We start from the raw sequence: 22985 nt of genomic DNA on the forward strand, positions 1-22985 counted from the left end.
CCTTCCGCCGCCGTGCCGGCTTTCCGAACACCGTCCGCACCGGGCCACCGGGCCACCGGCCCCGCCGATCCCGCCGGGTCAGCGGCGGAGCACCCGGGTCCGCCCGGCGGGCACCGCGAGGGTGTCGGTGACGTCGGCGCCGGTGAGCAGCTCCACCCCTGCTCCGCCGCTGGGAAGTTCGACGTCGGTCTCGCCGTGGTTGATCACGAACAGGTACCGCCCGTGCCCACCCTCCCGCTCCACCACCTCGACGTCGTACGGGAGTTGCCGCTCCGCGAGCCCGGCGTCGGCGGAGGCGGCGCGCAGCACCCGGGCGAGCGAGTCGGCGTCCAGGCGGGCGGAGACGTACCAGGCGTGGCCGGCGCCGAGGGCGTGCCGGGTGACGGCGGGGCCGCCGGCGGTGGGACCGTCGGCGTAGCGCCACACCGTCTCGGCGCCCTCGGTCACCACGAACTCGGTCCAGGCCTCGGCCCGCAGCCCCTCGGCCCGCGGTTCGCCGGCCCCCGTCCCCCCGGCGCTCTCCAGCCGGACCTCCGCGTCGGCCCGCAGCGGCGCGAACTCCTCGACCCGCAGGCCGAGTACGTCGCGCAGCGCGCCGGGGTGCGGGCCGGGGTGGACGGTGTCGTGCTCGTCGACGATGCCGGAGAAACAGGAGACCAGCAGGGTGCCGCCGGCCTCGACGTACTGGCGCAGGTTGCGGCCGGCGGCCTCGGTGGTGAGGTAGAGGGCGGGGGCGACGACCAGCGGGTAGCGGCTCAACTCGGCTTCGGGGTGGGCGAAGTCGACCGTGAGGTGGGCGTCCCAGCTCGCGGTGTACCAGGCTTCGGCGCGCTCGCGGGCGTCCAGGTCGACGCTGGGGCGCCACTCCAGGCGCTGGGCCCACCAGGACTCCCAGTCCCAGAGCATCGCGGCGTCGGCCCGCACCAGGCTGTCGCGGATCTCCGCGAGTGCGCCCAACTCCTGCCCCAGCGAGACGACTTCGCGCCAGATCCGACTGTCGGTACCGGCGTGCGGGAGCATCGCGGAGTGGAACTTCTCGGCGCCGTACCGGGAGGCCCGCCACTGGAAGAACATCGCGCCCTCGGAGCCGCGGGCGACGTGCGCGAGGCTGTTGCGGGCGAGTTCGCCGGGGCGCTTGGCGAGGTTGCGGGGCTGCCAGTTGACGGCGCCGGTGGAGTGTTCGAGCAGCAGCCAGGGGCGGCCGCCGGCCACCGAGCGGGTCAGGTCGGCGGACATCGCGAGGTTGATCTGGCTGCGCGGGTCCTCGGCGACCAGGTAGTGGTCGTTGGCGACCAGGTCGACCTCGCGGCCCCAGGCCCAGTAGTCCATCGACTGGCACTGGCTGAGCGCGGTCATGAAGTTGGTGGTGACCGGGATGCCGGGGGCGAGGCGGTGCAGCAGGTCGCGTTCGCGCTTGAAGTTGGCGAGGACGGCGTCGTTGGTGAATCGGGCGTAGTCGAGCTGCTGGGCGGGGTTGCCGGCGGTGGGGGTGAGCCGGGGCGGCTGGACGTCGTCCCACCGGGTGTGGCACTGGCCCCAGAACGCCGTGCCCCAGGCGGAGTTGAGCTCCTTGAGGGTGCCGTAGCGGTCGCCCAGCCAGCGCCGGAAGTGGGCGGCCGACTCATCGCAGTAGCAGTCGCTGACCGGGACGCCGTACTCGTTGTGGACGTGCCACAGGGCGACGGCGGGGTGGTTGCCGTAGCGGCGGGCGAGCTGCTCGGTGATCGCGGCGGCGGCGTTCTGGTAGGCGGGCGAGCTGTGGCAGATCGCGCCGCGCGAGCCGAAGGCGTAGCGGGTGCCCTCCCGGGTGACGGGCAGCGCCTCGGGGTGCTCGCGGTAGAACCAGGCGGGCGGGACGACGGTGGGGGTGGCCAGGTCGGCGCGGATGCCGTTGGCGTGCAGCAGGTCGAGCAGCCGGTCGAGCCAGCCGAACTCGTAGGCGCCGCGCTCGGGTTCGAGCAGGGCCCAGGAGAAGATCCCGACGCTCACCATGGTCACCCCGGCCTCGCGCATCAGCCGGACGTCCTCGGCCCAGACCTCCTCGGGCCACTGCTCGGGGTTGTAGTCGCCGCCGTAGGCGAGCGGGTCGAGTCCGAGCGGGCGGGGGTACCGCGGCTGATCCATGGGGGCTCCATCGGGAGGGGCTGTGAACGTGCACACCCTAATCGGACCTGGGTGGCGCTGTGTCTCGCCCAGATAACCGTACGAGCTCAGGCATTGACAAGTGTCTCCCAGGTTTCCGTACTGTGAACGTGCACAGCGACGGTCCGGGCCTCGACGCCGACCGCCGCCGTCCCCGCAGCACTTCCTCCGGGCACAGGGCACACCCGCCGCGCACCCCCTCGCGCGGCGGCCGGCCGCCCGGGGACCCCTCACTCGACACCCGTGATCCTCGGGAGGATCCATGCACCGTCGCCTCGCCCTCGCCGCGGCAGCCGCCCTGTGCGGAACGCTCGTGCTGTCCGCGTGCTCGTCCGACGGCGGCTCCGGCGATTCGGCCAGGGCGGCCTCCGGGCCGGTGAAGCTGACGTTCTGGTCCTGGGCGCCGAACATGGACAAGGTCGCCGAGGTCTGGAACGCCTCGCACCCGGACGTCCAGGTCAGCGTGCTCAAGCAGGCCGGCGGCGACGACCTGGTCACCAAGACCATCACCGCCGCCAAGGCGGGCAACGCGCCCGACCTGATCCAGGCCGAGTACCAGGCGCTGCCGACGCTGGTCTCCAACGACGTGCTGGCCGACATCGCCGCGCAGGCGGGCGCCGCGCAGCCGCAGTTCGCCGAGGGCGTCTGGAAGCAGGTCACCCTCGGCTCGGACGCGGTCTACGCGATCCCCGAGGACACCGCGCCGCTGGCCTTCTACTACCGGCAGGACCTGTTCCAGCAGTACGGCCTGAAGGTGCCCACCACCTGGGAGGAGTTCGCCGCCACCGCCCGCGCGCTGAAGCAGCAGGCCCCGGACAGGTCGCTGACCACCTTCTCCGCCAACGACCCGGGCCTGTTCGCGGGCCTGGCCCAGCAGGCCGGCGCCAAGTGGTGGACCACCTCGGGCGAGACCTGGAAGGTCGCCATCGACGACCCGGCGACCGAGAAGGTCGCCGACTTCTGGTCCGGCCTGGTCAAGGACGGCGCGGTCGACAACCAGCCGATGTACACCCCGGCGTGGAGCAAGGCGCTCAACGACGGCACCCAGATCGGCTGGGTCTCGGCGGTGTGGGCCCCGGGCGTGCTGACCAGCTCCGCCCCGGACACCAAGGGCAAGTGGGCGATGGCCCCGCTGCCGCAGTGGACGGCCGGCGCCTCGGTGACCGGCAGCTGGGGCGGCTCGGCCACCGGCGTGACCACCGGCGCCGTGAAGGCCGGGCACGCGGAGGCCGCCGCGAAGTTCGCCACCTGGCTGAACACCGATCCGCAGGCGCTGGCCGCCCTCGTCCAGCAGGTCAACGTCTACCCGGCGGCCACCTCGGCGCAGACCGGCAGCCTGCTCTCCGCGCCCCCGGAGTTCTTCGCCGGCCAGCCCGACTTCTACGCCAGGGCCGCCGAGGTCGCCAAGGGCACCGCCCCGGCCGCCTGGGGCCCGAACGTCAACGTGGCCTACTCGGCGTTCAAGGACGCCTTCGGCAAGGCCGCGCAGGACAAGGGCGACTTCGGCGCGGCGCTGTCCGCGATGCAGCGGGCCACCGTCGAGGACCTGAAGAAGAACGGCTTCCAGGTCGGCTGACCCCCGCCCCGGCTGACCTCCGTCCCGCCCCCGACGGACACCGGTCCGCCGCCCCGCCCGGCGGCGGACCGGCCCCCGCCGCTCCCCCACACCCGCCACACCCGCCACGCCCCCTACGCCCCTGGAGACGCCATGGCCTCCCCTCCCCCGCCGCCCCGCGCCGCCGCCGCGACCGCCCGGCGCCGCGGCTCGCTCGCGCCGTACGGCTTCCTCGGCCCGGCGACGCTGCTGTTCACGCTGTTCTTCGCGCTGCCGATCGGCTTCGCGGTCTACCTGAGCCTGCGCGCCGTCCGGGTGAAGGGCCTGGGCCTGGGCTCGCACGCCCGCACCGAGGTGTGGGCGGGGCTGTCCAACTACACGTCGGCGCTGGCGGATCCGGAGCTGCTGTCGGGCTCCGGCCGGGTGCTGCTGTACGGGGCGCTGCTGGTGCCGACGATGCTGGGCGCGGCGCTGTTCCTCGCGCTGCTGCTGGACGTGCCGCGGGTGCGGTTCGGGGCGTTCTCCCGGCTGGTGATCTTCCTGCCGTACGCGGTGCCGGGCATCGTGGCGTCCACCCTGTGGGGGTTCCTGTACCTGCCGCAGGTCAGCCCGGGCTACTACCTGCTGACCGAGGCCGGGATGAGCGGCCCGGACCTGCTGCACGGCGGCGGGCTGTACCTGGCGATGGCGAACATCGCGGTGTGGGGCGGCACCGGCTTCAACATGATCGTGATCTACACCTCGCTGCGGGCGCTGCCGGCCGAGCTGTACGAGGCGGCCCGGCTGGACGGCTGCTCGGAGCTGCAGATCGCGCTGCGGATCAAGCTGCCGCTGGTGGCGCCGTCGCTGGTGCTGACCTTCTTCTTCTCGATGATCGCCACGCTGCAGGTGTTCGCCGAACCGATGACCCTCAAACCGCTGACGAACTCGATGAGTTCGACCTGGTCACCGCTGATGAAGGTGTACCGGGACGCCTTCGTGCAGGGCGACGTCCACTCCGCCGCCGCCACCTCCGTGGTGATCGCGGCCGCGACCCTGCTGCTCTCCTTCGGGTTCCTGAAGCTGGTCAACAAGCGTGCCAACGGAGGCAGTTGAGATGAGCACCACCCTCACGCCCGCGCCGCGGAAGAACCGCGTCGCCCCCGCCCTCCCGCACCGGGGGGCCGCCCCGCGGAGGAAGGGCACCGCCTGGACGCCGACCCTGCTCCTGCTGCTGGGCGCGGTGTACTGCCTGGTGCCGGTGGTCTGGGTGGTGACGGCGGCGACCAAGAGCCGGCAGGAACTGTTCACCACCTTCACCTACGCCCCGGGCACCGGCTTCTGGGACAACCTGACCGAGCTGTCCTCGTACCGGGGCGGCGTCTACTGGCAGTGGATGGCCAACTCGGCGCTGTACGCGGGCGCGGGCGCGCTGCTGTCGGCGGCGGTGTCCGGCATGACCGGCTACGCGCTGGCCACGTACCGCTTCCGGGGCCGCTCGACGGTGTTCAACGTGCTGCTGGCGGGCGTGTTGATGCCGCCGATCACGCTGGCGGTGCCGCAGTACCTGCTGATGGCGAAGGCGGGGCTGGCGGACAGCTACTGGTCGGTGCTGCTGCCGAGCGTCCTGTCGCCGTACGGCATCTACCTGTCGCGGATCTACGCGGAGGCGGCGATCCCGGGCGAGGTGGTGGAGGCGGCCCGGGTGGACGGCGCCCGCGAGTGGCGGCTGTTCCGGAGCGTGGCGCTGCCGATGATGGTGCCGGGGCTGGTGACGGTGTTCCTGTTCCAGTTCGTGGCGATCTGGAACAACTTCCTGCTGCCGTACATCATGCTCGGCGACGACCACAAGTTCCCGGTGACGGTGGGCCTGTACTCGCTGCTCCAGCAGGGTGCGAACGAGCCGGCCCTGTACACCCTGGTGATCACCGGCGCGCTGCTGTCGGTCCTGCCGCTGATCGCGCTGTTCCTGGGCCTGCAGCGGTACTGGCGGGTCGACCTGCTGTCCGGCGCCGTGAAGTCCTGACGGGCCGCCAGTACAGTGGCCCCCACACCCCGATCTGCAAGGACCCGCATCCCGATGACCCCATCAGCGCCCCGCGGCCGGGCGGCCGGACGGCCGAAGCGCCCGCCGACCATCCACGACGTCGCCGCGGTGGCGGGCGTCTCCCGGGGCACGGTGTCCCGGGTGCTGCAGGGCGGGCACAACGTCAGCCCGGCCTCGCAGCGGGCGGTGGAAGCGGCGATCGCCGAACTCGGGTACGTGGTGAACCGGGCGGCCCGCAGCCTGGTGACCCAGCGCTCGGGGTCGGTGGCGTTCCTGCTGACCGAGCCGCAGGAGCGGTTCTTCGAGGACCCGAACTTCACCACCCTGCTGCGCGGTTGCACGGCGGCGCTGGCCGAGCACGACATCCCGCTGCTGCTGATGACGGCGGGCGACGAGGCGGAGCGCCGCCGGGTCACCCGCTACCTGGCGGCGGGCCACGTGGACGGCGTGCTGCTGGTCTCCTCGCACCGGGGCAACCCGATGATCGAGCACCTGCGCGAAGCGGACATCCCGATGGTCTGCTGCGGCCGCCCGCTGGGCCAGCGCGGCCGGGTGCCGTACGTGGCGGCGGACGACCGGGAGGGCGCCAAGGACCTGGTGCGCCACCTGCTGGAGTCGGGCCGCGGCCGGGTCGCCACCATCGCCGGCCCGCAGGACACCCCGGGCGGCGTGGAGCGGCTGGCCGGCTACCGCGAGGTGCTGGCCGAGTACGGGCTCCCGGCGGACGAGCGGCTGGTCGCGCACGGCGACTACAGCCGGGCCGGCGGCGAGGCGGCGATGCGCGAACTTCTGGAGCGCGCACCGGAGTTGGACGCCGTCTTCGTGGCCTCCGACCTGATGGCGGACGGCGCGCTGTCCGCCCTGGAGCACGCCGGGCGGAGCGTCCCGGCGGACGTCGCGGTGGGCGGTTTCGACGACTCGCCGGTGGCGGCGGGCGCCCGACCGCCGCTGACCACGATAAGGCAGCCCTGGGACCGGATCTCCGCCGAGATGGTCCGGCTGCTGCTGGACCGGATCGCCGGGGAGGACGCGCCGACGGTGATCCTGCCGACCGAGCTGGTGGTCCGCCGGTCCACCTGAGCCGCCGCCGTCCGGCACCCCCGTCCGTCCCCCGTCCGGCACCCCCGTCCGTCCCCCGTCCTGCACCCCCGTCCGGCACCGCGGGCGGGCCGTCCTAGACCCGCTCCGGCAGGTCGAAGAGGCCCAGCACCGCCGGGTCGGTGTAGACGGTGTTGCGCGTGACCGAGCCGCCCGCCGACTCCAGCAGTTGGACGCTGTGCAGCAGGTGCCCGGCGCCGTCCGGGGCGAGGGCGTAGGCGGCGAAGGCGTGCTGGCCGTTGGCGCCGACGCGGCGGGTGTGCCAGTCGGTGCCGCGCATCGCGTGGATCCGGGCCATGAACCGCCCGTAGTGCGCCGCGCCCCGGTACCAGAGCGGCAGCGGCGGCATCTCCAGGATCGCGTCGCGGGAGAGCAGCGCGACCAGGGCGGGCACGTCGGCGGCCTCGAACGCGGCGAGGTAGCGGTCGACGACGGCCTTCGCCGTCCGCTCGTCCGGCTCCCTGACCTGGGCGGTCTCGGTCGCCGCGAGGGCGGCGCGGGCCCGCTGCAGGGCGCTGTTGACGGCGGGGACGGTGGTGTCGAGCTGCTGGGCGACCTCGGCGGCGCTGAACGCCAGCACCTCGCGCAGCACCAGCACGGCGCGCTGCCGGGCGGGCAGCAGTTGGACGGCCGCGACCCAGGCCAGCCGCAGGTCGGTGCGGGCGGCGGCGTCCAGTCGGGCGTCCGGGAAGGGCTCCAGCCAGGGCACGTCGAGGGCGGGGACCAGCGGGGCGCCGGGGTCCCGTTCGGGGGCGCCGAGTCCGGCGGGCAGCGGGCGGCGGGCCCGGCCCTCCAGGGCGGTCAGGCAGACGTTGGTGGCGATCCGGTAGAGCCAGGTCCGCACGGCGGCCCGGACCGGGTCGTAGCGTTCGCGCGCGTTCCAGGCGCGCAGCAGGGTCTCCTGGACCAGGTCCTCGGCGTCGTGGAAGGAGCCGGTCATCCGGTAGCAGTAGGCGGTCAACTCCGCGCGGTGCGCCTCGATCTCCACGGCGGTCATCATGCCGCACCCCCGGACGGTGCGTGCACCCCACATCGTTGCCCTCCCGACCCTTCCGATTCCGGTCGGGTTCTGACAGAGTCGTCCGCTATCCGGTGCACCGGACCGGAACGGGGGGACGACGACATGCTGCGCTTCGTGCTGCGCCGGCTGCGCGGACGGCTGCCGCTGGCGGCCGCGCTGCTGTTCACGGTGCTGACCGCCACCACGGTGCTGACCACGCTGGTGGCCTTCGACCGCACCGTGGCCGACGCGGGCCTGCGGCGGAACCTGGACGGGGCCGCCCGGGCCGCCGTGGTGCTGTCCGGCGACCGCGGCGCGGAGAGCCGGGCGGCGGAGGACGCGGGCGCCGAGGCGCTCGGCGCCGAGCTGTTCGACGGCCTGCCGGTGACCGTCCGCACGCTGGCCCGCAGCCGCGCGTACGGCCTGCCGGGCCCGGACTCCCCGGCCCGGCAGCCGTCCCGCGAGGTCGACCTGACGGTGCTGGCCGCGCTGGAGCGCGACCGGGTGCGGCTGACCGCGGGCCGGTGGCCGGACGGCGGGGGCGGCGGGGGCAGCGGCACGGTCCGGGTCGCGGTGCCGGGCAGCACGATGACCCGGCTGGGCCTGGCCGAGGGCGCGCTGCCCGCCCGGGTGGTGCTCTCCGACCGGTACGGCGGCCCGCCGCTGGCCGTCGAGGTCACCGGCGTCTACCAGCCCGTCGACCGGGACGACCCGTACTGGCGGCTCGATCCGCTGGGCGGCCGGGAGATCCAGGTCCGGGGCTTCACCACGTACGGGCCGATGCTGGTCGACGACGGCGTGTTCGGCTCCGGCGCGCTGCCGCAGGGCGGGCGCTCCACCCTGCTGACCGCGGACTTCTCCGGTGCCGACCGGGCCCGGGTGGAGCGGGTCACCGCGCGGGCCGAGCGGCTGCCCGAGCTGCTCGGGCGGAACGTCCCCGACGCCCAGTCGCAGACCGAACTCCCGGTACTGCTGCGCGAGTTGCGCTCGGCGACGCTGGTCGCCGAGTCCACCCTGATGATCGGCGCGCTCCAACTGGGCGTGCTCGCGGCGGCGGCGCTGCTGCTGGTGGTGCACCTGGTCGCCGAGCGGCAGCAGCGGGAGAACGGCCTGCTCACCGCCCGCGGCGCGACCCGGCGGCGGCTGGCCGGCTGGACGGCCGCCGAGGCGCTGCTGCTGGTGCTGCCCGCCGCCCTGCTGGCCCCGCTGCTGACCGGCCCGCTGCTGCGGCTGCTCACCGGGCGCGGCCCGCTGGCCGGGCTGCCGCTGGCGGACGCCGACACCGGCGTCCGCTGGCCGGTCGCCGCGCTGTGCGCGCTGGCCTGCGCCGTGCTCTGCGCGCTGCCCCCGCTGCTGCGGCGCGGCGGCGAACGGGTGGTGACCCGCCGCCAGGCGGTGGTCGGCACGGTGGTGCGCTCCGGCGCCGACCTCACCCTGCTGGCGCTGGCCGTGATCGCCTACCGGCAGCTGGGCGCCCGCACCGGCGGCCTGTCGGTGGACGCGGACGGGGTGCTGGGCGTCGACCCGGTGCTGGTCGCCGCGCCCACCCTGGCGCTGTGCGCGGGCACCCTGCTGGTGCTGCGGCTGCTGCCGTTCGCGGCCCGGCTCGGCGCCCGGCTGGCCGCCCGCGGCCGCGGGCTCGGCGCGGCGCTCGGCGGCTGGCAGCTGGCCCGCCGCCCGGGCCGGGCGAACGGGCCGGTGCTGCTGCTGGTGCTGGCGGTGGCCGCCGGTGTGCTGGCCGTCGGCCAGCACACCGCGTGGCGCGACTCGCAGCGCGACCAGGCCGACTTCGCCACCGCGGGCGGCCTGCGGATCCAGGGCTCGGCGCTGCCGCCGCTGGGCCAGGGCGGCCGGTACGGGTCGCTGCCGGGCGGCGACCGGCTGCTGCCGGTGGCCCGGGCCGAGCAGTCGCTGCCGGGCGAGAGGCAGGGCCGGGTGGTGCTGACCGACACCGCCCGGGCCGCCGCGGAGCTGCGGGTCCGGTCCGACCTGCTCGACGGCCGCCCGATCGGGGAGCTGTTCGGCCCGCTGGCCGGGCGGCCCGCGCCCGGGGTCGCGCTGCCCGGCCGTCCGGCCCGGATCGACCTGACCGTGGCGGTCGACACCGCCGACCGCCCGGACGGCGACCGCACCGCGCTGCACCCGCCCGACCTGTGGCTGCAGGTCCGGGACGGCTTCGGCGCGACCCACCGCCTGCTGGCGCCGCAGCTGCCCGCCCGGGGCGAGACGACCGTCCCGCTGGACCTGGACGCGCTGACCGCCGCCCCGCTCGGCTCGGTCGCCGCGCCGCTGACCGTGACCGGCTTCGGCCTGAGCTACCCGGCGGGCTGGACCGAGAGCGCCGGCACCCTGACCGTCCGCCGGATCGCCGTCTCCGACACCGCCGCCGGCCCCGGCACGCCCGTCCGGGCCCCCGCCGGCGGCTGGACCGCGCCGGCCGGCACCGACGTCCCGTTCCGGGTCGTCGACCCGCCGGACGGGGACGGGCTGCTGACCGCCGTCTACACCCCGGCCGCCGACCACCACGACGGGGCCCGCGCCGCCGTGTTCGCCCCGGGCGGCGGCCCGACCGGCCCGGAGGTCCCGGCGCTGGCCACCCGCGACTACCTGACGGCGGTCGGCGCCTCGGTCGGCGACCTGGCGAAGGTCCAGCTCGGCAGCGCGAGCGTGCCGGTCCGGATCACCGGCGTGGTCCCGGCGCTGCCGGTGCACGGCACCACCGTCCTGCTGCTCGACCTGGCGGGCACCGACCGCTGGCTGACCGAGCGCGGCTTCGACGTCCCCGACGTCTCCGAGTGGTGGCTTCCCGCCACCGGCCCCGACGACCGCGTCCCGGCCGAGGCCGCCGCCGCCCTGCGCGCCGGGCCCACCGCCCAGCGGCTGACCCTGCGCGAGGAGGACGCGGCGGCCCGCGCCGGTGACCCGCTCAGCGCCGCCCCGCAGAGCGCGCTGGCCGCGCTGGCGCTGGCCGCCGCCGTCCTCGCCGCGATCGGCTTCACCGCCGCGTCGGCCGCCTCGGCGAGCGAACGGGCCGGTGAGTCCGCGGTCCTGCTCGCCCTCGGCGCGCCCCGCCGCCTGCTGAACCGGGCCGCCGCCGCCGAACGGTTCGTCCTGGTCGGCCTCGGCACCGCCGTCGGCCTGCTGCTCGGCACCGCCCTGGTCCACCTGGTGGTCCCCCTGGTGGTGCTCACCCCCGCCGCCCTGCCCCCGCTGCCCGGCGTCCGGGTCTCCCTCCCGCCGGTCCCCGTACTGGCCCTGGCCGCCGGCACCGCCGCCCTCCCGCTGCTCTCCGCCTTCCTCTTCACCGCCCACCGCCGCAACCTCACCACCCACCTCCGCGCCACGGAGGACCGATGACCGCCCCCCGGTCCGAGCCCCCGCCGCCCCCGACCCGGCTCCGGCCCCGGTCCCGCTCCGTGGAGGAGAGATGAGCACCCCGGCCCCCTGGGTCCGCACCCGGCTGCGGACCGCGCCGACGGCCGCCGCGCTGACCGCCGTCCTGACGCTGGCGCTGGTCTTCCTGGCGGCCGCGCTGCCCCGGGCGCTGGACCGGGGCGCGGACGGCGCGCTGCACGACTTCCTGCGCGGGTCCGGTCCGGTGGCCACCGGCGTGGGGGTGACCTCCGGGCTGCCCGCCACCGACGACCCGTCGGGGCGGCTGGACGACACCTCGGCGCAGCTCACCGCCACCGTCGGCGCCGCGCTGCCGCTCGACCCGGGCGGCCCGGTGTACGGGCGCCGGGTCAAGCTGCCGCGCTCGCTGCCGGGCCAGGGGCTGACCGAGCCGGACGGCGTCCCGCCCGAGTTCGCCCTGCAGTACCAGCACGGTGCGCGGGAGCGCGTCCGGCTCGCCGACGGGCAGTGGCCGGTCGGCGCCGGGGCCGCCGGGGAGCCGGCCCCGGTCGCGCTGTCCGCGGCGGCGGCCCGGACGCTCGGGGTCGGGGTCGGCGACGTGTTCCGCAGCGCGCGTTCGGTGCTGGACCGCGGCTACCCGCTGAAGCCGATGCCGGTCCGGGTGGTCGGCCTGTACGAGGCCGTCGACCCGGGCGACCCGTTCTGGGCCGAGGTGGGCTGCGCGCTGAAGGCCTGCATGAACCTGACGCCGTCCTCCGGCCCGGCCGACCCGCCGCACGAGTACTGGTACGCCGTGGCGCTGACCGGCCCGGAGGAGCTGCCCCGGCTGAGTGTGTGGGGCAGCGGCGCCGAGGACTACTGGCGGCTGCCGGTGCGGGTGGACGCGCTGCGCGCCGACCGGCTGGAGCAGACCTCCCGCGCGCTGGCCTCGGTCACCTCGGGGCCGGTCGCGGTCCGGGTGGCCACCGGCAGCGGCCGGCCGGACGTCCGGATCGGCTCCGCCCTGCGCGGCGCGGTCGACGGTGCCCGGCAGCGGCAGGCCGCGATCGACGCGATCACCGCCGTCGGCCCGGCGGGGGCGGCGGGGGTGGCGGCGGTGGTGCTCTGCCTGGCGGCGGCGCTGACCGCCGAGCGGCGGACGCCGGAGCTGCGGCTGCTGCGGGCCCGCGGCGCGGGGCTGCGCGGGGTGTTCGGCCGGCTGCTGGGCGAGGGCCTGGTGACGGTGGTGCCGGCGGCCGCTCTGGGCGCGCTGGCGGCGTTCGTCCTGCTGCCGACGCCGCGCTGGCAGCCGGCGGCGGCCGCGGCGGGGTCGGTGGCGCTGCTGGCGCTGCTGGCCTTCCCGGTGCGGGCGGTGCTGCTGCTGCGCGCCGCGCCGGGCGGGGCCCGGAACGGGCGCCGCCGGCTGGTGGCCGAACTCGCGGTGCTGGCCGTCACGGTGGCGGCTGCGGTCCAGCTCGCCCGGCGCGGCGTGTCGCCGCTGGACGCGGGCGTGGACCCGCTGCTGGTCGCGGCGCCGCTGCTGCTGTCGCTGACCGGCGCGCTGCTGCTGGCCCGGGCGCAGCCGCCGCTGATCGGGCTGCTGGCCCGCCGGGCGGCCGGACGGCCGGGCGCGGTGGGCTTCCTGGGCCTGGCCCGGGCCACCCGGGGCGGTGGCGGTCCGCGTTCGCGGCCCTCGGTGCTGCCGCTGCTGGCCCTGGTGCTGGCGGTGGCCTGCGGCGCGGTGGGCGCGACGGTGCTGGCCTCGGTGGCCGCCGACCGGACCACCGTGGCCCGGTACGGCCTGGGCGGTGACGCGGTGGTCAGCGCGGGCCTGAACAGCACGCTGCCGGACTCCTTCGTCGCGCAGGCCGGGCGGCTGCCCGGGGTGACGACCGCGCTGCCGGTGTGGATCGTGGACGACGTGACGATGTCGCTCGGCGCCGGGACCTCCGTCCGGGTCAACGTGGTGATCGCCGACCCCGTCGGGTACGCGAAGCTCGCCGACGCCTCCGGGCGGGGGCGCTTCGATCCGGCGCTGCTGGCCGGGGGGCCGGGCGGGGGCCTGCTCCCGGCCCTGGTCAGCGGCGACCTGCCGGAGGGCGAGTTCGACCTGCGGCTGCCGGCCGGCGACGCGGTCCGGATCCGCACCGCCGGTGCCGTGGACGGCACCCCCGCGCTGACCGGGGCGGCCGGCCAGACCGTCCTGCTGTCCGCCGGGGCGGCCGCCGACCTGCTGCCCCGGCTCGGCGGCCCGGTCAAGTGGCTGGCCGCCGGCAGTCCCGACGACGCCCGGCTGCGCGCGCTGGCCGTGCGGCTGCTCGGTCCGCCCGCCGCCGGCACCCAGCCGGGCCACCTGGTGCGGACCACCGCCGGGGAGGTCGCGGTGCTCGGCCACGACCCGCTGCAGGCCTCCGCCGTGCGGCTGTTCTGGGTCGCGGTCGGCACGACGGCCCTGTTCGCCCTGCTCGCCGTGCTGCTGACGCTGCTCCGGGCCGGTCCGGAGCGTGCCGCGACCCTGGCCCGGCTGCGCACGATGGGCCTGCGCCCGCGCCAGGGCCTGGCCCTGATCCTGGTCGAGGTCCTCCCGCAGTCCCTGGTCGCCGCCCTCGGCGGCGCCCTGACCGCGGTCGGCTGCGTCCTGCTGCTGGGCCCCGCCCTGGACCTCTCCCCCCTGGTCGGGGCGGGCGTCCCCACCGGCCTCCACCTGCTCGCCACCCCGATCGCCCGCCAGGCCCTCGCCCTGGCCCTGCTGGCCGCCCTCACCGTCCTCGCCGAGGCCGCCGTCACCGCCCGCCGCCAGATCACCACCGAACTCCGCGCGGGGGACGCCCCGTGAGGGCCCCGTCCGGGTCCCTCGAACCCCCGGCGGCCACGAGGCCGCCGGGGCCCGGGTCCCCGCTGCCGCCCAGCCCGCCACCCACCGGAGGTAGCCCCCGATGAGCACCCCGCCGCCCAGCCTGGACGAGCTCCGCCGCCGGGCCCTGGCCGCCACCGCCCCGCGCACCCCCGAGACCGTTCCCGCCATCGCCTGCGAACGGCTCGTCCGGATCTTCACCACCGACGCCGTCGAGGTGCAGGCCCTCCAGGGCCTCGACCTCACCGTCGACCGCGGCGACCTCGTCGCGCTCGTCGGCGCCTCCGGCAGCGGGAAGTCCACCCTGCTCAACATCCTGGCCGGTCTCGACACCCCCACCGCCGGCCGGGCCGGCGTGGACGGCCGCGACCTGCTGACCATGACGCCCAAGGAGCGCCTCCACTACCGGCGCGAGACCGTCGGCTTCATCTGGCAGCAGACCGCCCGCAACCTCCTGCCGTTCCTCACCGCCGCCCAGAACGTCGCCCTCCCCCTCCAGCTCCGCTCCGGCCACCGCGCCGCCCGCCGCCAACGCGCCCGCGTCGACGAACTCCTGACCGCCCTCGACATCACCGACCTCGCCCACCGCCGCCCGGCCCAGCTCTCCGGCGGCCAGCAGCAGCGCGTCGCGATCGCCGTCGCCCTCGCCAACAGCCCCGCCGTCCTGCTCGCGGACGAGCCGACCGGCGAGCTCGACACCGACACCGCGGCCGGCATCTTCGACGCCTTCCGCACCGTGAACCGGGAGCTCGGCACCACCGTCGTCATCGTCACCCACGACCCCGCGGTGGCCGGCGAGGTCCGCCGCACCGTCGCCATCCGCGACGGCCGCACCAGCAGCGAGGTCCTCCGCCGCACCCACACCGACGAACACGGCACCGAGACCGTCCACGAACGCGAGTACGTCATGCTCGACCGCACCGGCCGCGTCCAGCTCCCCGCCGCCTTCCTCGCCGCCCTCGGGATGCGCCACCGCGTCGCCGCCGACCTGGCCGCCGACCACATCGCCCTCCACCCCGACCACCCGCCCGCCGACTGACCGCTCCCGTTGTCACTGCGGCGCACTAAGCTGGGCGACGTGCCAATGATCATGGATCGTGACGGGGTGGCGGAGCGGCTGGAGCCGTTCCGGCGGGAGCTGACGGCGTACTGCTACCGGATGCTGGGCTCCGCCTTCGAGGCGGAGGACGCGGTGCAGGAGACGCTGGTCCGCGCCTGGTCGAAGTTCGACGGGTTCGAGGGCCGTTCCGCGCTGCGGACGTGGCTGTACCGGATCGCCACCAACGTGTGCCTGGACATGGCGCCGGCCCCCCAGCGCCGGGCCCGTCCGATGGACCTGACCTCGCCCTGCCCGGCCGGCGCGCCGGACCTGGCGCAGTTGGAGGAGAACGTCTGGGTCGGCCCGGTGCCGGACGCGCGGGTGCTCTCGGGGGATCCGGCGGAGGTCGCGGTCGGCCGGGAGTCGATCCGGCTCGCGTTCGTCTCCGCCCTGCAGAAGCTGCCGGCCCGCCAGCGCGCGGTGCTGATCCTGCGCGAGGTGCTGGCCTGGTCCGCCGCGGAGACCGCGGAGCTGCTGGAGACCTCGGTGGCGTCGGTGAACAGCGCCCTGCAGCGCGCCCGGGCGACGATGTCCGCCGAGCGCCCGGCCGGTGACGCCTTCGACCCGCTGGACGAGACGCAGCGCTCCCTGCTGGCCCGGTACGTGCAGGCCTTCGAGGCCTTCGACATCGAGGCCCTGAAGCGCCTCCTGCACGAGGACGCGGTGCTGAACATGCCGCCGTTCCAGATGTGGGTGCGGGGCGTGGTCGAGCTCGGCGAGTGGTGGCAGGGCGCGGGCTGCGGCTGCGCGGGCTCCCGCCTGATCCCGGTCGAGGCCAACGGCACCCCGGCGTTCGCCCAGTACCGCCCGGCCGAGGACGGCGACGGCTGGACGCCGTGGGGCATCACCCAGTTGGAGATCGTCGACGGCCGGATCGCCACCATGACCAACCACATGGACGTCGACCGGCTCTTCCCGCTCTGGGGCCTGCCGGCGCGCCTGCCCGCCGCCTCCCGGGCCTGACCTCACTCCACCGGCAGCGCCCCGGCCAGCCCGGTCAGCTCCAGCAGCACCCGCCAGCGCTCCCCCGCCCCGCGCAGCACCACCTGGTGGCCCGCCCGGCGCACCGACACCGCCAACTCCCCGACCCGCCGCAGCTCCCCGGGCCCGGGCCGGGCCACCTCCCCCACCAGCAGCGCGACGCGCACGGGGCCCGCCCGTCCGGCGAGCAGCGCGTCCAACCGGGCCCGCGCCCCGGGGCGCAGGTCGAGTTCCAGAGTCTCCATGCCGGTACTGACCGCCCGGAGGCCCCGAACTCATCGCCCGGGAGCGGACCTCCGCCCTCCAGCCCCCCCCGGAGCGGCCGGTCGACCGTCCGAAATCCGTTTGCCCCGCCCCTCGCGCGGCGTCGAGGATCGGGGCATGAACCACGTGATACGAGCCGTGACCGGCGAGGACTGGCAGCACGTCAGGGACCTGCGGCTGGCGGCCCTGCGGGACCCGGTCGCGGGCATCGCCTTCCTGGAGACGTACGACCACGCCGCCGCCCTGCCGGAGGAGTCCTGGCGGGCCCGCGCGGCCGGCTCCCGGGGCGGCCTGACCGCCCGTCAGTTCGTCGCCGTCCGGCCGGACGGCGGCTGGGACGGTTCGGTGACGGTCCTGGTCGAACGGGCCGGCCAGGACGACGCCCTGGGCAGCCCGGTCGACGCCGACCAGGCCCACCTGGTCGGCGTCTTCGTCCGCCCGGAGCAGCGCGGCACCGGCCTGGCCCGCGCCCTGTTCGAGGCGGCGATCGCCTTCGCCCACCGGCTCGACGAGCCCGTGGTCTCCCGCGTCCGCCTCTACGTCCACCAGGACAACCACCGGGCCGAGGCCTTCTACCGCAAGCTCGGCTTCACCCGCAGCGGCCACACCGTCCCGGTCCCGGGCAACGGGTCGTCCGTCGAGCGCGAACTCGTCCTCACGGCCCCGGGGCCCTGACTAGTACGCGTACGCCCACCAGCCGAAGCCCACCGCGTAGGCCCGCCGCAGCGCCTCGGCCCCGCGGCGGCCCCGCGCGAACTGCCAGACCAGCGCGACGACGAGGACCGCGCCCGCGGAGCCGGCGATGCCCGCGCCCACCGCCGGCCCGGCCAGCACCCCGAACACCCCGGCCAGCAGGAGCACGGCGACGACGCCCCGGTGCCCGTCCGAGAGCTCCGGGGTCAGCCCCTCCCGGAACCCCTCCCGCAGCTTCCGGAGGTCGTTGTCGTACCGTTCCCGGGCCGCGACCGGATCCGCCTCGCGCCCCTCGGGCCAGTGCCGTTCGCCCATTCCCCGCCCTTTCCGTTCCTCGTTCGAGCGTAGGGTAACGGACCCGGCCGCCGGGCCGGAGGTCAGGCGAAGTAGCCGCCGTCGACGGCGAGCACGCTGCCGGTGACGAACGCGGCGGCGGGGGTGGCGAGGAAGACCACGGCGGCGGCGACCTCCTCGGGGCGGCCGTAGCGGCCGAGCGCGTTGGCGGCGCGCTGGGCGTCGGAGTGCGGGCCGGCCTCGTCGTTCATCTCGGTGGCGGTGGAGCCGGGCTGCACGACGTTGACGGTGATGCCGCGTCCGGCGAGTTCCCGGGCGGCGCTGCGGCTGTACGCGGTGACGGCGGCCTTGGTCGCGGAGTAGTCGGCGAGGCCGGGCAGTCCGGGGCGGGCGGCCAGGTTGGAGCCGATGGTGATGACGCGTCCGCCCGCGGGCAGTCGGGGCGCGGCGGCCCGGATCGCGGCGGTCACCCCGATCACGTTGACCGCGTACTGCCGTTCCAGCGCCTGCGCGTCCACCTCCCCGTCGACCGGGCCGCCGGCCAGCACGCCCGCGTTGTTGACCAGGATGTCGAGCCGTCCGAAGTCCGCCGCCACGGCGGCCACCAGGTCCTCGACCTGTGCGGCGTCCCCCTGGTCGGCCTTGTACGCGGCGGCCCGCCGTCCGAGCGCCTCGATCCGCCGGACGACCTCCTCCGCGCGCGGTGCCGAGCCGCTGTGGCTGAGCGCGACGTCCGCGCCGGCGGCGGCCAGGGCCAGCGCGGTGGCGGCGCCGATGCCGCGCGAGCCGCCGGTGACCAGGGCGGTGCGGCCGGCCAGCACGTCGGGCGCGAAGGTGGTGGTGAGCGTCATGCCGGGTTCTCCTCGGATATCTGTACCGTGCGGTACACATCGGGGACGGTACCATATCGATCGGTACAGAATCCGCCGGAGCACACCCGCCCACCGGCCGGACCCCCGGGAGGGCAGGGTGACATGACGGGCCGTCCGCGCACGTTCGACCTCGACGACCGACTCGACCGCGCCATGCGGGTCTTCTGGCGGCACGGTTACGAGGGCACCGCGCTCTCCGACCTCACCGCCGCGATGGGCATCAACCGGCCCAGCCTGTACGCGGCGTACGGCAACAAGGAGTCGCTGTTCCTCCAGTGCCTCGACCGCTACCACCGGGGTCCGGCCCGGCACACCCACGAGGCCCTCGCCCGGCCCACCGCGCGGGCCGTCGCCGAGCACCTGCTGCGCGCCACCGTCGAGGTGGTCACCCGCGAGGAGGGCCCGGGCTGCCTGCTCGTGCACGGCGCGCTCGCCACCGGCCCGGGCGCCGAGACCGTCCGCGCGGAGAGCGCGGCCCGCCGCGCCGCCCGCCGCGAGACCCTCCGCGCCCGCTTCGAACAGGCCCACCGGGCCGGCGAGTTCCCCCCGGACACCGACCCGGCCGCCCTCGCCGACCACCTCACCACCCTCACCTACGGCCTGGCCGTCCAGGCCACCGAGGGCACCCCGGCCACCGACCTCCACCGCATCGCCGCCCAGGCCCTCCGCACCTGGCCCGGCCGCTGAAGGAGCCGCGCCGGGCTCCCGGGTCCCCGGGTCCCCGGGTCCCCGAAAAGCGGAACCGCCCGGCCGCCGCGGCTTTCGCGGCACCCGGGCGGTCCCCGTTGTGTTCGTTCGCTCGTTTGTTCGCCCTCAGGCGGCCTTGGCTTCCGTCGTCTCCGCCACCCGCTCCGGCGGGGCGCCCGCCGACTTCGCGGGCCTGAAGAAGAAGTACAGCGTCGGCGCCAGGTAGAGCGCCCAGACCCAGACCTGGACCTTCGTCGGGTCGGGCTGGAAGTTGAATACGCCCTTCAGCAGCGTGCCGTACCAGCTGTCCGCCGGGATGGTCGAGGAGATGTTGAACGCGTGCACGCCCAGGCCGGGGATCCAGCCGGCCTCCTGGAGGTCGTGCACGCCGTAGGCGAGGACGCCCGCGGCGACGACGACGAGCATGCCGCCGGTCCAGGTGAAGAACTTCGCCAGGTTGATCTTGACCGCGCCGCGGTAGAACAGCCAGCCGAGGACGACCGAGGTGAGCAGGCCGAGGGTCGCGCCGGCCAGCGGGCTCCAGCCGTCGCCGGTGGACTGGACGGCGGTCCAGATGAACAGCGCGGTCTCCAGGCCCTCCCGGCCGACGGCCAGGAACGCGGTGACGACCAGCGCGACGGTGCCCATGGCGAGCGCGGCGTCCAGCTTGCCCTGGAGTTCGCTCTTCAGGTGGCGCGCGGTGCGGCGCATCCAGAAGACCATCCAGGTGACCAGGCCGACCGCGACGATCGACAGGCTGCCGCCGAGCGCCTCCTGGGCCTCGAAGGAGAGCTGGTTGGAGCCGAACTGCAGCACCGCGCCGAACGCCATCGCGAGCGCGACGGCGCTGCCGACGCCGATCCAGACCGGGCCGAGCCGGTCCTGGCGGCCGGTCTTGACCAGGTAGGCGATCAGGATGCAGACCACGAGACTGGCTTCGAGGCCCTCGCGCAGGCCGATCAGGTAGTTGGCGAACACGGCGGTTCTCCTTCCTCGGAAGAGTGGACGGCGGGGGTCAGCCGAACAGCGACTGGCCCCACCACTCGCCGGGCTTGCGGACACCGGGCGGGCAGGCGAAGTGGGCGGATCCGACGTGGGTGATGTACTCGTTCAGCTTGTCGTTGGCCGCGAGCTTGGTCTGCAGCGGGATGAACGCCTTGCGGGTGTCGCGCTGGTACGCCAGGAAGAACAGGCCGGCGTCCAGTCGGCCGAGGCCGTCGGAGCCGTCGGTGAAGGAGTAGCCGCGGCGAAGGATCATCAGCCCGTCGTTGCTGTCGGGGTGCGCGAGGCGGACGTGCGAGTCCACCGGCATGGCCGACAGGTCGGGGGCGTCGCGCTCCTTCTGCTTGCCGTAGGGGGCGCCCTCGATCTTGGTGCGGCCGAAGGTGTCCTCCTGCTCCTTGAGCGAGGAGCGGTCCCAGGTCTCGATGGTCATCCGGATCCGGCGGGCGACCAGGTAGGAGCCGCCGGTCATCCAGTCGGCGCCGTCGCCGGGGGCGACCCAGACGTGCTTGCCGAGCGCGTCGGCGTCCGTCCCGGCGATGTTGTGGGTGCCGTCCTTGAAGCCCATCAGGTTGCGCGGGGTCTGGCTGTCCGGCGTGGTGGAGGAGGTCTTGCCGAAGCCGAGCTGCGACCAGCGGACGTCGACCACGCCCATGCCGATCCGGGCCAGGTTGCGGATCGCGTGCACCGCGACCTGCGGGTCGTCGGCGCAGGCCTGGATGCACAGGTCGCCGCCGCTGCGGGCGGCCTCCAGCCGGTCGCCCTTGAACTTGGGGAGGTCGACCAGCGCCTCCGGCAGCTTCGCCCTCAGCCCGAACCGGTCGGTGCCGTCCTTCTCGAACAGGGTGCGCCCGAAGCCGATGGTCAGGGACAGCCGGGAGGCCGGGAGGCCGAGCGCCTCGCCGGTGTCGTCCGGCGGCGACTCGGGGACGACGCCGACGGCGCCGCCGCCGACCTCGCGGCCGCCGGTGAGCGAGGCGGCGGCCTTGGTCCACTCCTTGAGCATCTTGACCAGGGCGTTGCGGTCGTCGGTGATCACGTCGAACGCGGCGAAGTGCAGCCGGTCCTGGACGGGGGTGGAGATGCCCGCCTGGTTCTCGCCGTAGAACGGGACCTCGGGGGTCGACTGCGGCGCGGTGCCGCCGTCCTCGCCCGACATGGTCGCGGCGGCCACCGTGCCGACCGCGGCCGCGCCGAGCGCGACACCGGCTCCCGCCCAGCCTATGACGGCCCGTCGGCTGAGCCCGGCCTGCCGTTCCCGGCCACCGCTCTCGGCGGGGGCCGCCTGCTGCTCGTTCTCGGCGTCCATCTCTGGCGTTCCCTCTCGGACGTGAAACCGGGTGCGGGTGCCGCCGCGGTCGCGGCGGCCCCCTGACGAGGACTTAGCTTACGCTGGCCTTACCTTGCCCCTCGCCCGCCCTGCCCCGCTTGACCCGCCCTTGACCTGCGGTGGATCCGCGGGGGATCCACCGCGGGCCCGGGACGGGTCCGCAGCGGCCCCCCTCGCGGTTACTTGACGACGACCGCGGCGGCCAGCTTGGACAGCGGCTCGCCCAGCGAGTTCACCGCGCCCGAGAAGGTCTTGCGCTCCTCCTCGGTGACCTTGTCGTACGAGGTGTAGGTGCCGTCGGCGGCGCGGTACTTGCCGAGCAGCTCGGTGATCTTCTCGAACTCGGCGTCCAGGGTCTTGGCGAGCTCGGGCTCGTTCTCGGAGGCGACCGGCTTCAGCAGCTCGTAGGCCTGGCGGGCGCCCTCGACGTTGGCGGCGAAGTCCGACAGGTCGGTGTGGCTGTAGCGGTCCTCCTCGCCGGTGATCTTGTTCTTGGCGACCTCGTCCAGCAGCTCCTTGGCGCCGTTCGCCATGCCGGTCGGGGTGATCTCGGCCTCGGGGATGCGCTTCTGCCAGTCCTTCAGGTCGGTGACCAGCTGGGCGGCGAGGGTCTTCTCCTCGTCGCCGATCCTGCCGTCGACCCAGAGCGACTTCTCGATCCGGTGCCAGCCCGTCCAGGCCTGGCCCTCCTCCAGGGCGTCCTCGCGGGTGTCGGTCTTCGGGTCGACGTCACCGAAGCTCTCCGCCACCGGCTCGGTGCGCTCCCAGCCGACCCGGGAGGCGGCGAACAGCGACTTGGCCTTCTCCAGGTCGCCGGCGGTGACCGCGGCGGCGAACTGCTCGACCACCGGGATGGTCGCGTCGGCCTGCTCCTGGGCGTACGTGCGGTAGTCGGCGACCGCCCGGGTCAGCCGCTCGTCCGCCTTCGCGGAGGCCGGGGCGCCGGCCGTGACGGTGATCTTCTGCCGGATGCCGTCGCCGGTCATGCCCGGCTTGCAGGCCACCTCGTAGGTGCCGGCCTTGATCTCGGCGTTGATGGTGACCTTGGTGCCGGGGCCGATGTTCTCCCGCTCGGTGACGATCTTGTCGCCGTCGGCGTAGACGTACACCTCGGTGACCTTGTTGCCCTTGTTGGCGACCGCCAGCTCGACGTGGCCGGCCGGGAAGGAGGTCTTCGACAGCTCGCACTTGCTGTCCGTCGCGGTGACCTGCACCGGGCCGGCGGCGCCGTCCGCCGAGGCCTTGCCGCCGTCGTCCTTCTTCGAGCACCCCACCAGCGCGGCACTCGCCACGGCGAGGACGAGGAACGCGGCGGCGGACGTACGGCGGGCGGGCATGCTCACTCCAGGGACGAGGGGATGGACCGGTGCGGGCGGCCGCCGGAGTGTCCTCCGGAGGCCGCCCAGTAAGCTAAGGCATACCTTAGATCCCCCGCCACACCGGGTCGACACCCCGTGCCGCCGGGACTCGCCCGGCCCGGCCGCCACGACCGGCCGTTTTCGGACAACTACCGACCGTCACAAGGGAGTTCGCAGCGCCCCCGGCCGCCCCGCCCGTCCCGCGTGTGACCGGAAGCACGTGCCGGGACACCCCGGACGAACGGCCGTCCCGGCAGGGCGGATTGGTCGGGACGGGCCGGTCGGGACGGACCGGTCAGGGCAGGTTGCGGGACATCACGATCCGCTGGACCTGGTTGGTGCCCTCGTAGATCTGGGTGATCTTCGCGTCGCGCATCATCCGCTCCACCGGGTAGTC

General features: G+C 75.4%; 19 protein-coding genes. 10 read left to right on the forward strand and 9 right to left on the reverse strand.

Going from position 1 to position 22985, the window contains the following annotated elements; genetic code table 11:
* Positions 1–78: 78 nt before the first annotated feature.
* Positions 79–2124 carry a beta-galactosidase gene (locus ACZ3J7_RS21460; RefSeq protein WP_465623396.1) on the reverse strand — a complete coding sequence of 682 codons (2046 nt, stop codon included), beginning with the start codon at positions 2122–2124 and terminating at the stop codon, positions 79–81.
* 280 nt (positions 2125–2404) lie between these two features.
* On the opposite strand from ACZ3J7_RS21460, the gene ACZ3J7_RS21465 reads away from it, so the two are divergent.
* From ACZ3J7_RS21465 to ACZ3J7_RS21480, 4 genes are all read left to right on the forward strand, one after another.
* Positions 2405–3718 carry an ABC transporter substrate-binding protein gene (locus tag ACZ3J7_RS21465; RefSeq protein ID WP_465623399.1) on the forward strand — a complete coding sequence of 438 codons (1314 nt, stop codon included), beginning with the start codon at positions 2405–2407 and terminating at the stop codon, positions 3716–3718.
* A 132-nt stretch (positions 3719–3850) separates the two neighbouring features.
* Positions 3851–4792 carry a carbohydrate ABC transporter permease gene (locus ACZ3J7_RS21470; protein ID WP_465623403.1) on the forward strand — a complete coding sequence of 314 codons (942 nt, stop codon included), beginning with the start codon at positions 3851–3853 and terminating at the stop codon, positions 4790–4792.
* Position 4793: 1 nt separating this feature from the next.
* Positions 4794–5702, forward strand: a complete 909-nt coding sequence (locus tag ACZ3J7_RS21475) for a carbohydrate ABC transporter permease (RefSeq protein ID WP_465623405.1) — start codon at positions 4794–4796, stop codon at positions 5700–5702.
* 54 nt (positions 5703–5756) lie between these two features.
* The gene (locus tag ACZ3J7_RS21480) at positions 5757–6803 is read left to right on the forward strand and encodes a LacI family DNA-binding transcriptional regulator (RefSeq protein WP_465623407.1); all 1047 of its coding nucleotides are present in this window, start codon (positions 5757–5759) and stop codon (positions 6801–6803) included.
* 94 nt (positions 6804–6897) lie between these two features.
* Here ACZ3J7_RS21480 and ACZ3J7_RS21485 read toward each other — a convergent pair whose 3' ends face one another.
* Positions 6898–7854, reverse strand: coding sequence for an RNA polymerase subunit sigma-70 (locus ACZ3J7_RS21485; RefSeq protein WP_465623408.1), 957 nt, complete (start codon positions 7852–7854; stop codon positions 6898–6900).
* Positions 7855–7944: 90 nt separating this feature from the next.
* Here ACZ3J7_RS21485 and ACZ3J7_RS21490 point away from each other — a divergent pair, with 90 nt between their 5' ends.
* The 4 genes from ACZ3J7_RS21490 to ACZ3J7_RS21505 all read left to right on the forward strand — a co-directional run bounded on the left by ACZ3J7_RS21490 (position 7945) and on the right by ACZ3J7_RS21505 (position 16070).
* Positions 7945–11178: an FtsX-like permease family protein gene (locus ACZ3J7_RS21490; protein ID WP_465623410.1), complete on the forward strand. Its 3234-nt coding sequence runs from the start codon at positions 7945–7947 to the stop codon at positions 11176–11178.
* Between the two features lie 70 nt (positions 11179–11248).
* Positions 11249–13990 (forward strand): hypothetical protein, encoded by a 2742-nt coding sequence (locus ACZ3J7_RS21495; RefSeq protein WP_465623412.1) that lies wholly within the window; start codon positions 11249–11251, stop codon positions 13988–13990.
* Between the two features lie 100 nt (positions 13991–14090).
* A complete protein-coding gene (locus ACZ3J7_RS21500; protein ID WP_465623414.1) occupies positions 14091–15047 on the forward strand; it encodes an ABC transporter ATP-binding protein in 957 nt (318 codons plus the stop codon).
* Between the two features lie 45 nt (positions 15048–15092).
* Complete coding sequence (locus ACZ3J7_RS21505; RefSeq protein ID WP_465623452.1) at positions 15093–16070, forward strand: sigma-70 family RNA polymerase sigma factor; 978 nt, start codon at positions 15093–15095, stop codon at positions 16068–16070.
* A 2-nt stretch (positions 16071–16072) separates the two neighbouring features.
* Here the strand turns inward: ACZ3J7_RS21505 and ACZ3J7_RS21510 are convergent, their stop codons facing one another.
* The gene (locus ACZ3J7_RS21510; RefSeq protein WP_465623417.1) at positions 16073–16333 is read right to left on the reverse strand and encodes a hypothetical protein; all 261 of its coding nucleotides are present in this window, start codon (positions 16331–16333) and stop codon (positions 16073–16075) included.
* 136 nt (positions 16334–16469) lie between these two features.
* Here ACZ3J7_RS21510 and ACZ3J7_RS21515 point away from each other — a divergent pair, with 136 nt between their 5' ends.
* The gene (locus tag ACZ3J7_RS21515) at positions 16470–17027 is read left to right on the forward strand and encodes a GNAT family N-acetyltransferase (protein ID WP_465623419.1); all 558 of its coding nucleotides are present in this window, start codon (positions 16470–16472) and stop codon (positions 17025–17027) included.
* On the opposite strand, the gene ACZ3J7_RS21520 is transcribed toward ACZ3J7_RS21515, so the two are convergent.
* Together ACZ3J7_RS21520 and ACZ3J7_RS21525 are read right to left on the reverse strand one after the other, a co-directional pair.
* Complete coding sequence (locus ACZ3J7_RS21520; protein ID WP_465623422.1) at positions 17028–17360, reverse strand: hypothetical protein; 333 nt, start codon at positions 17358–17360, stop codon at positions 17028–17030.
* Between the two features lie 62 nt (positions 17361–17422).
* Positions 17423–18190 carry an SDR family NAD(P)-dependent oxidoreductase gene (locus ACZ3J7_RS21525; protein WP_465623424.1) on the reverse strand — a complete coding sequence of 256 codons (768 nt, stop codon included), beginning with the start codon at positions 18188–18190 and terminating at the stop codon, positions 17423–17425.
* A gap of 123 nt (positions 18191–18313) precedes the next feature.
* Between ACZ3J7_RS21525 and ACZ3J7_RS21530 the strand changes: the two genes are divergently transcribed.
* Entirely contained in the window at positions 18314–18898 is a 585-nt protein-coding gene (locus ACZ3J7_RS21530) for a TetR/AcrR family transcriptional regulator (protein WP_465623427.1), read from the forward strand.
* Between the two features lie 126 nt (positions 18899–19024).
* Here the strand turns inward: ACZ3J7_RS21530 and efeU are convergent, their stop codons facing one another.
* The 4 genes from efeU to ACZ3J7_RS21550 form a co-directional block, all read right to left on the reverse strand.
* The gene (gene efeU / locus ACZ3J7_RS21535; RefSeq protein WP_465623430.1) at positions 19025–19876 is read right to left on the reverse strand and encodes an iron uptake transporter permease EfeU; all 852 of its coding nucleotides are present in this window, start codon (positions 19874–19876) and stop codon (positions 19025–19027) included.
* 37 nt (positions 19877–19913) lie between these two features.
* Positions 19914–21209 carry an iron uptake transporter deferrochelatase/peroxidase subunit gene (efeB, locus tag ACZ3J7_RS21540; protein WP_465623432.1) on the reverse strand — a complete coding sequence of 432 codons (1296 nt, stop codon included), beginning with the start codon at positions 21207–21209 and terminating at the stop codon, positions 19914–19916.
* Between the two features lie 200 nt (positions 21210–21409).
* Positions 21410–22567, reverse strand: coding sequence for an iron uptake system protein EfeO (gene efeO, locus ACZ3J7_RS21545; RefSeq protein ID WP_465623434.1), 1158 nt, complete (start codon positions 22565–22567; stop codon positions 21410–21412).
* A 316-nt stretch (positions 22568–22883) separates the two neighbouring features.
* Positions 22884–22985: acyl-CoA dehydrogenase family protein (locus tag ACZ3J7_RS21550; RefSeq protein ID WP_465623454.1), on the reverse strand; the 102-nt coding region annotated here is incomplete at its 5' end.

This window comes from Kitasatospora sp. NPDC015121, assembly GCF_055562955.1.

Excerpts from the sequence above, each read along its gene's own strand:
- ACZ3J7_RS21460 (WP_465623396.1), bottom strand. The coding sequence starts at position 2,124 with ATGGATCAGCCGCGGTACCCCCGCCCGCTCGGACTCGACCCGCTCGCC.
- ACZ3J7_RS21465 (WP_465623399.1), top strand. The coding sequence starts at position 2,405 with ATGCACCGTCGCCTCGCCCTCGCCGCGGCAGCCGCCCTGTGCGGAACG.
- ACZ3J7_RS21470 (WP_465623403.1), top strand. The coding sequence starts at position 3,851 with ATGGCCTCCCCTCCCCCGCCGCCCCGCGCCGCCGCCGCGACCGCCCGG.
- ACZ3J7_RS21475 (WP_465623405.1), top strand. The coding sequence starts at position 4,794 with ATGAGCACCACCCTCACGCCCGCGCCGCGGAAGAACCGCGTCGCCCCC.
- ACZ3J7_RS21480 (WP_465623407.1), top strand. The coding sequence starts at position 5,757 with ATGACCCCATCAGCGCCCCGCGGCCGGGCGGCCGGACGGCCGAAGCGC.
- ACZ3J7_RS21485 (WP_465623408.1), bottom strand. The coding sequence starts at position 7,854 with ATGTGGGGTGCACGCACCGTCCGGGGGTGCGGCATGATGACCGCCGTG.
- ACZ3J7_RS21490 (WP_465623410.1), top strand. The coding sequence starts at position 7,945 with ATGCTGCGCTTCGTGCTGCGCCGGCTGCGCGGACGGCTGCCGCTGGCG.
- ACZ3J7_RS21495 (WP_465623412.1), top strand. The coding sequence starts at position 11,249 with ATGAGCACCCCGGCCCCCTGGGTCCGCACCCGGCTGCGGACCGCGCCG.
- ACZ3J7_RS21500 (WP_465623414.1), top strand. The coding sequence starts at position 14,091 with ATGAGCACCCCGCCGCCCAGCCTGGACGAGCTCCGCCGCCGGGCCCTG.
- ACZ3J7_RS21505 (WP_465623452.1), top strand. The coding sequence starts at position 15,093 with ATGATCATGGATCGTGACGGGGTGGCGGAGCGGCTGGAGCCGTTCCGG.
- ACZ3J7_RS21510 (WP_465623417.1), bottom strand. The coding sequence starts at position 16,333 with ATGGAGACTCTGGAACTCGACCTGCGCCCCGGGGCGCGGGCCCGGTTG.
- ACZ3J7_RS21515 (WP_465623419.1), top strand. The coding sequence starts at position 16,470 with ATGAACCACGTGATACGAGCCGTGACCGGCGAGGACTGGCAGCACGTC.
- ACZ3J7_RS21520 (WP_465623422.1), bottom strand. The coding sequence starts at position 17,360 with ATGGGCGAACGGCACTGGCCCGAGGGGCGCGAGGCGGATCCGGTCGCG.
- ACZ3J7_RS21525 (WP_465623424.1), bottom strand. The coding sequence starts at position 18,190 with ATGACGCTCACCACCACCTTCGCGCCCGACGTGCTGGCCGGCCGCACC.
- ACZ3J7_RS21530 (WP_465623427.1), top strand. The coding sequence starts at position 18,314 with ATGACGGGCCGTCCGCGCACGTTCGACCTCGACGACCGACTCGACCGC.
- efeB (WP_465623432.1), bottom strand. The coding sequence starts at position 21,209 with ATGGACGCCGAGAACGAGCAGCAGGCGGCCCCCGCCGAGAGCGGTGGC.
- efeO (WP_465623434.1), bottom strand. The coding sequence starts at position 22,567 with ATGCCCGCCCGCCGTACGTCCGCCGCCGCGTTCCTCGTCCTCGCCGTG.